This is a genomic window from Ferruginibacter sp. (assembly GCF_014377975.1).
GTDB lineage: Bacteria > Bacteroidota > Bacteroidia > Chitinophagales > Chitinophagaceae > Ferruginibacter.
On sequence record NZ_JACMOO010000300.1, the window covers coordinates 1 to 5,425 of the forward strand.

General features: G+C 37.2%; 6 protein-coding genes. 2 read left to right on the plus strand and 4 right to left on the minus strand.

Annotation, left to right across the window (positions count from 1 at the left end; genetic code table 11):
* The first annotated feature begins 256 nt into the window (after nucleotides 1-256).
* A complete protein-coding gene (locus H7254_RS15325; protein WP_301933795.1) occupies nucleotides 257-922 on the plus strand; it encodes an ABC transporter ATP-binding protein in 666 nt (221 codons plus the stop codon).
* 21 nt (nucleotides 923-943) lie between these two features.
* Here H7254_RS15325 and H7254_RS15330 read toward each other — a convergent pair whose 3' ends face one another.
* Both H7254_RS15330 and H7254_RS15335 read right to left on the minus strand, forming a co-directional pair.
* Nucleotides 944-1,438 carry an SET domain-containing protein-lysine N-methyltransferase gene (locus H7254_RS15330; RefSeq protein WP_301933796.1) on the minus strand — a complete coding sequence of 165 codons (495 nt, stop codon included), beginning with the start codon at nucleotides 1,436-1,438 and terminating at the stop codon, nucleotides 944-946.
* Nucleotides 1,439-1,604: 166 nt separating this feature from the next.
* A complete protein-coding gene (locus H7254_RS15335) occupies nucleotides 1,605-2,510 on the minus strand; it encodes a cation diffusion facilitator family transporter (RefSeq protein WP_301933797.1) in 906 nt (301 codons plus the stop codon).
* A gap of 219 nt (nucleotides 2,511-2,729) precedes the next feature.
* Here H7254_RS15335 and H7254_RS15340 point away from each other — a divergent pair, with 219 nt between their 5' ends.
* Nucleotides 2,730-3,209, plus strand: a complete 480-nt coding sequence (locus tag H7254_RS15340; RefSeq protein WP_301933798.1) for a nuclear transport factor 2 family protein — start codon at nucleotides 2,730-2,732, stop codon at nucleotides 3,207-3,209.
* Between the two features lie 113 nt (nucleotides 3,210-3,322).
* Here the strand turns inward: H7254_RS15340 and H7254_RS15345 are convergent, their stop codons facing one another.
* Both H7254_RS15345 and H7254_RS15350 read right to left on the minus strand, forming a co-directional pair.
* On the minus strand, nucleotides 3,323-4,312 hold the full coding sequence (locus tag H7254_RS15345; RefSeq protein ID WP_301933799.1) for a c-type cytochrome: 990 nt from the start codon (nucleotides 4,310-4,312) through the stop codon (nucleotides 3,323-3,325).
* 746 nt (nucleotides 4,313-5,058) lie between these two features.
* The coding region (locus H7254_RS15350) for a DsrE family protein (protein WP_301933800.1) at nucleotides 5,059-5,425 on the minus strand (367 nt) is incomplete at its 5' end.

The following is a 5,425-nucleotide window of genomic DNA, read 5'->3' on the forward strand; positions in this document are numbered from 1 at the left end:
ATTTAAATCTCAGCCACATTGGGGGGCTTTGAAATAGTTCAATGATTGAATTGTTTGACGAAAAAAAGCTCAGGCAAATGATTAAAGCGCATGAAATTAAAACGGAAAAATAAAATACTAAACTATAATAAAAACTTCTCAGCGCCTAATGGTAGAACACAAAACCTTCATTAAAAAATGTCCAAACGGCTCAATAGCAAAAAATAAAAGTCTTAACGGCAAAACAAAAATATGCCTTTGGGTAAAAACTACAAATATGATACAATTAAAAAAAGTTTACAAGTACTACAACACCGGTTCAAAAAAAGCCTATGTATTAAGCGATGTAAGCCTCGATATTGCGGAAGGAGAATTTGTGTCCATCATGGGCCCATCGGGTTCAGGCAAATCAACCCTTTTGCATATTTTAGGACTGCTGGAAGAACCCAATGACGGGGAATATTTATTTCTCGGCGACAATGTTTCCCGTTTAACAGAAAAGAAAAGGACAGAACTGCACCGCAATCAAATTGGCTTTGTTTTTCAGGCCTATCATTTAATTGATGAACTGACGGTGTATGAAAATATTGAGACACCCCTATTGTACAAAGGCCTAAATTCATCCGAAAGAAAAAGTAGGGTAGCAGAGTTGCTGGATAAATTCAATATTGTTGGGAGAAAGGATTTGTTTCCTGCACAACTTTCCGGAGGTCAGCAACAGTTGGTAGGTATTGCAAGAGCCATTGCTGGTAATCCAAAAGTTATTTTTGCAGATGAGCCAACGGGTAATCTGCACAGCGACCAGGCAACTGAAATTATGCAACTGTTTAAAAAATTAAATGAGCAGGAAAAAGTAACCATCGTACAGGTAACGCACAGCGAACACAATGCTACTTTTGGTAACCGCATCATTCGGCTGAAAGATGGATTAGTAATGCGTTAATGTAATTTGATATTGGTAAAATTAAACGGTTGCTTCGATACTTCTTTGGCTTGCTTCTTTGATATACGCCCGGATAGTATCCCAGTAACCTTTACCGTAGCCTACAAAAATTTCAGCACCGGCAGGAATATTTTTGATAGCATAAATAAAAATTCTTTTTTTAACAACTACATACTCGGCATTGTTGCTAATGCCTTTTACCTGCTTAATACCTTTTGCGTCATTCACATATCTGGCAAGTTCATGTAGATGATTTTTTGCATCCGTAACATGGTTTCGGTTTACGTAAAAAATATAGGCATTCTTTCCATCGTCATGGTCAACATTTTTCCAGGTGGTAACCGTGCCTTTGTATTCAATAATGCAAAGGCCTTTCTCAATAAATTCTTCAGTAAACAATCCTTTGCCTGCTCCCGGCAACATTGATTCTTTTACTACCAGTTTTTTTTCGGATAAGTTCATATTGTAATGAGGTGAGGGGTTAATTAATTGTGCATGGGCTGGAAGGCAGTGCATCAATAATGTTATCTCTTTTTTTGAAAGATACAGAACCTTAGCTGAAACTACTTCAATGTTTTTTATGTTGCAACAAATTTTTACTAATAACGGCAACCAGCATGCCAGTTTAATTATTTTAAGAAAAAATCTGTTACAATAACCAATCAAATATAAAAAAGCCTGGTTATTTTTCCAGCGCTTCCGGCTGAATCAAAATGAAGTGTACAAAAGAAAATTCACGTTTTACTGTTGCTCTTATCCGTAAAACAGCATCATTGATTTCATTGGTATCAAGCCCTTCTTTAAATATTATAATGAGTATAAGCAACACTTCCTCCGGTGATTGATAAGTAGATAAAATATGTTTTATTTTTTTTACTGCATCATCTTGCTGTACCAGGGTGCTTATCCTTTGGCGGGTAGCCGTTGCAAGTCCTTCGCCCATCAAAAGGCTCCTGCTTTCTCTTGCCAGTATAAACGAAACACCCACCAGTAAAACACCTACCAGCAGCGAAGCAAGGCCATCTAACCAAGGCAGGTGAAAACGATGACCGGTATACAAACAAATGGCAACAACAGTAAGGCCCAGCACCGCAGCGCCATCTTCAAACAATACTAAAAAAGCAGAGGGATCTTTACTGCGTTTAATTGCCGGCCACCAGGATTGCCCCTTTCGCGTTTTATTAAATGCGCTGGCTGCTATCAGTAAAGAACTGCCTTCAAACAAAAAAGATATACCAAGCACCGCATAATTCCAGGTGAGGTCGCCGGGCATTTCCGGCTTTATAATGTGCAGATATCCCTGGTAAACAGATACGCCGCCACCCAATCCAAAAATGATAATGGATACAATAAAAGACCAGAAATACAATTCTTTACCATACCCAAAAGGCCGTGTTGCATCGGGTGGTTTTTTGCTTTGCCTTATGCCAAATAGTATCAGTAACTGGTTAATGGTATCTGCCAGCGAGTGCACGCCTTCTGCAATCATGGCCGAACTGTTGCTAAAAATACCCGCAATAAATTTTGTTACTGCAATCACTAAGTTTGCCACTAATGCGCTGTAGATGGATATGTTTGATTTGGCCATATAATGTTGAGGAGAAATTTTTTCTGGTTTAATTATAGCAAAAACAGTTCTCAATTTTATGACAGGGGTGTTTATTCAAAAATTTATTCAATACCTGCACCTCACAAATGGTTTCGGCAAATAAAAAAGTGAAAAATTCTGCGGTAAAAAAGAAATATATTTTATTGCCGGTTACATCATCTATAATGCTACTTTTAGCGAAACAAAGTGCTTAAAAATATGAATACTAATTCGCAACTGATTGAAAAATTTTATACCGCCTTTCAACAATTAGACGCTGCTGCTATGAACAGTTGTTACAGCGATGACATTGTTTTTTTTGACCCTGTGTTTGGATTATTAAGAGGAGAAGAAGCAAAAAGTATGTGGGAGATGTTGTGTAAAAATGCGAAACAGTTTTCACTTACTTATGGTAACATTGTTGTACTTGATGAAGAATACAGTACCTGCGACTGGATGGCGAAGTATATATTTTCCGCCACGGGTAAGCTGGTGATCAATAAAATAAAAGCCAACATGCGTTTTGCAGATGGTAAAATTATTGAGCACAGCGATGCTTTTAGTGTACACAAATGGAGCAGGCAGGCATTTGGTTTAACAGGTACTATTTTGGGCTGGAACAGTTTTTTTCAAAATAAAATAAAGAACAAGGCAAAGAAAAATCTGGTAACGTTTATGGAACAGAAGAAACTAAAATAATTTTCGATCGGGGATGTATAAACTTTGCCAAAGTTTTAAACTTTGGCAAAGTTGCAAAGTTGTAAAGTTGTAAAGGTGTAATTTGAGTTTATTTATAGCGCTGGTATTATTAATTATTTATCCAAAGCAACTTTATTATTTTTCGGCTTTTTCATACTGGTAAATGGACCATATTTATGCTGCTGCTCAGAAAAACTATCACTGAAAGGACCAAAAGGATAATCTATTGGTTTGGAAGATAGCATCGGCCAGTCATTGGGAAAGGTTTTAAACGTCCGTTCCTGCGTGTTGATGAACGCTGCTACATCCCAAGCTTCTTCATTCGTAAGTGAAGGCGCTTGAGGTTTCGCATTGTATGGCATATTGTATTTTACAAAACCGGCCGAACTTGACAGCCTGAAAATACCGGCCTTTACATTGTAACTATGTGAACCCCACAGTGGAGGATAAATATACCCGCTGGAATCTGGTTTCAGCAACCCCAAGCCATTGGCTCCATGACAACTGCTGCAACGTAGTTTGAAAACATGCCCGCCTTTTTCTACAGAAGCCGCCCTTGACAACAAGGGTATTTCAGGTACACCCATACCTTTTATAACTACATTTTTTGGTACATCTTTCCCCAGCCATTTTAAATAGGCTACCATTGCTGCCATTTCTTTACTGGAGGTATCTAATTTTTTTCCATTTAAACTTCTCTCCAGGCAATCATTTATCCTGAATTGTATGGACTCTGATTTTCCACTCCGGTTTCTAAATTTTGGATAGGTAGCTGCCACCATGGCAAAGCAATTTCCATTTATACGCGTGCCACCATCCAGGTGACAGTTGCCACAGTTCATACCATTACTTATGAAGACAACAGTGCCTTTTGGGCCAAGATATTTTGCTGTATTAATTATTAGTTCTTTACCGTAGCGGATTAAATCTGCGCCAGGCGTTGAGACAAGTGAATTGGTATCAGGAGCCTGCCAGTTAGAAGCTGTAGCCGGCTTTATTGCTTTATAATCATTTGCCACGTTATTGCAGTCAATACAGCTAAAGGCCATTAAAAATAATAAACCTATAATTATCAATTGCCTGCTAAATGTAATATCTATCATAGTAGTGTACGATGTATTAAGCTTTAATGTTAAAGTGTTGTACAAATTTAAAACGGATTCCCGCAATTAAAATAATATTAAAAAAATAGATTTTCCACAGTAACCCAACAACTAATGAAAAATAATATAGTAACCATTGCTGCTGCCGTGATATTTAAAGATGGCATTGCATATTACAGCTTACCTAAAAATTAAAAAAGAAAGCAGCCTGCGGGAATAATGCATGCAAAATGGCTAAAATAAAAAATGAATATGCCGAAATGCCGGGGGGATAATTAAAAGCCATCTTCTTGTTTCCTGTTTTTTTTCGGACTGTGAACTTTTGTTTGTAGCACGATAAAAGACCCAACTAAAATTCTGTTTCCCTAAGATTCGATATCAATTAAAAATCATCTTCTGCTGTTGCGCTTACCTCAAATTTTTACTTCGTTACAGCAACTATCACCTATTGAGCAAACCCGATTCCTGAAAGGCAATGCAGCAGGATTTTATTTCCGTTTTCATCTTCTCTTACCACCTTTATAATGCCTTTTAAAATAATGGGCATCATGCGGATATACTTTCCTTAACCCATAATTAGATCACTTTCTTTAAAACTTTGCAGTGCCAAACGGCTGCATTTTGATCAGTAATTTTGGTTCCAATAATTTTTTTAATCATTTAAATTCAACGTACTTTTTAAAATGATATTTAATAAAAATCGGGCAATAAATCTCTGGGTGTATGATTGAATTATACTGCATTATTTAAAATCCAGTTTTTAAATAATTCCAGCCTTCTTCCTGTTTCATTACAATTTCCACCACACCCGATGGCACAAAAATGGCTTCTGATAGTATTACATCCTTTGTTAAGTTTCTTGCTTTCATAGTATTCATGCAGGCGGCAAATACAATACCTGCATTTTTTAATTCTGTTATTTTTATTTGCTGTGTACTTTTTGCGTTCATCAGCATTTCAATACCAGGGCCATGTGCCACTACTTCAATTTGTACACTGTTTCCCCACTCGTCTTTGAGGTGTTGCAGATTATTCATTAATCCTTTCCAGGCTGCGGTATCGCTGCTGCTTAGCTGTATTACTATATGGTGTTTTACAACCGGGGCCGTGCTA

Coding starts and splice junctions, on each gene's coding strand:
- H7254_RS15345 (WP_301933799.1), bottom strand. CDS start 4,312: ATGATAGATATTACATTTAGCAGGCAATTGATAATTATAGGTTTATTA.
- H7254_RS15335 (WP_301933797.1), bottom strand. CDS start 2,510: ATGGCCAAATCAAACATATCCATCTACAGCGCATTAGTGGCAAACTTA.
- H7254_RS15325 (WP_301933795.1), top strand. CDS start 257: ATGATACAATTAAAAAAAGTTTACAAGTACTACAACACCGGTTCAAAA.
- H7254_RS15340 (WP_301933798.1), top strand. CDS start 2,730: ATGAATACTAATTCGCAACTGATTGAAAAATTTTATACCGCCTTTCAA.
- H7254_RS15330 (WP_301933796.1), bottom strand. CDS start 1,438: ATGCACTGCCTTCCAGCCCATGCACAATTAATTAACCCCTCACCTCAT.